The sequence below is a fragment of the Negadavirga shengliensis genome, from assembly GCF_042652345.1.
GTDB lineage: Bacteria > Bacteroidota > Bacteroidia > Cytophagales > Cyclobacteriaceae > Negadavirga > Negadavirga shengliensis.
In genome coordinates this window covers 1-1,283 of sequence record NZ_JBHSJJ010000036.1, presented here as the reverse complement: position 1 = coordinate 1,283, position 1,283 = coordinate 1, and the positions used below count along the sequence as shown (strand labels likewise).

Annotated in this window: 1 protein-coding gene; it reads right to left on the bottom strand. The window is 53.4% G+C overall.

The features are described from left to right. A partial coding sequence (locus ACFPFU_RS25520; RefSeq protein ID WP_377069559.1) for a SusC/RagA family TonB-linked outer membrane protein occupies positions 1 to 1,283 on the bottom strand: 1,283 nt, incomplete at both ends.

The following is a 1,283-nucleotide window of genomic DNA, read 5'->3' as shown; positions in this document are numbered from 1 at the left end:
GAGCCAGATGTCGTTGGATGTCCAGGTGGAACGCCCCCCGTCTTCCAGGTAAGGCCAGAAGTTGGTCCCGCCGAAATACATACCTATGTATCTTTCGTACTGTTCCCGGTCACCGGGCTCCAGGTAATGGGGCAGGTCAGGAAACTGTATGGGCATAATGGGATTCACCCGCGCCAGGGAATTGATGTTTACGTCCCAGTTGTAAAAATAAGGCTTGTCGCTTCGCCGCGTGTTTACGATCACTTTTTCCTCGAGCTTCAGCCAGTCGGTGACCTGAAAATCCCCTTTCATCAGGACGTTGTACCGTTTGAAATTCTCATTTCTGTCCGAGTCCAGATAGCCGTCTTTGTTAAGATGGCCGAAGGAAACAAAATAATTTGAGTTTTCTCCCCCTCCGGAAATGGTCAGGTCATGCTGCTGGGTCGGGGCAAACGTGGTCATGATGTCTTTCTGGTAATTGTTGAAGCCATAAAACCTCAGCGCACCGTCCACCACGCCCCATTCGTTTTCCGGGATGGGGTTTTCTGACCATCTTTTGGTTCCTTCCACCATATCCTGATCGTATGTGGGAACGCCATTGGTCCTGATATTGGCTATGTTTCTGGCATTAACAAATTCATGTGGATCGGTAATCGGATCCATATTGAAAATGGGCTTGGCCAAGGAGAACTGGCTGTTCAGGGAAACACTCACCTTGCCTTTTTGGCCGCTTTTGGTAGTCACCAGGATCACCCCAAAGGCTGCCCTGGCCCCATAAACCGCTGCCGCGGAGGCATCTTTCAACACGGAGACACTTTCTATATCATTGGGGTTGATCTGGTTCAGGTCCATGGGCACGTTGTCCACCAACACCAGGGGCTGCCCCCCGTTGATCGAGGTGAATCCCCTTACATTGAAAGCGGGGCTCTGGGCCGGATCACCGTTTTGCGGTTCGATGTTGAGGTTTGGGATAACGCCCTGAAGACCTTCCGCCACATTGGCCACCGGACGGTTAACCAACCTGTCCGATCCGGCTACGCCGACCGCACCGGTAAGGTTCACCTTCTCCTGTCTGCCATAACCCACGACCACAACCTCGTCCAGAGCCTGGGCACTTTCCATCAGAGTAACATCAATGACCTTCCGGTTCCCCACCTCCACAGACCGGCTTTCGAAACCGATAAAGGAAAAGACCAGGGTCGCTCCTTCCGGCACCGTGATGGCGTACTTCCCGTCGATATCCGTGGCGGTACCTATATTGGTCCCCGGGACCGATACAGTCGCCCCGGGAATAGGCGCCCCAT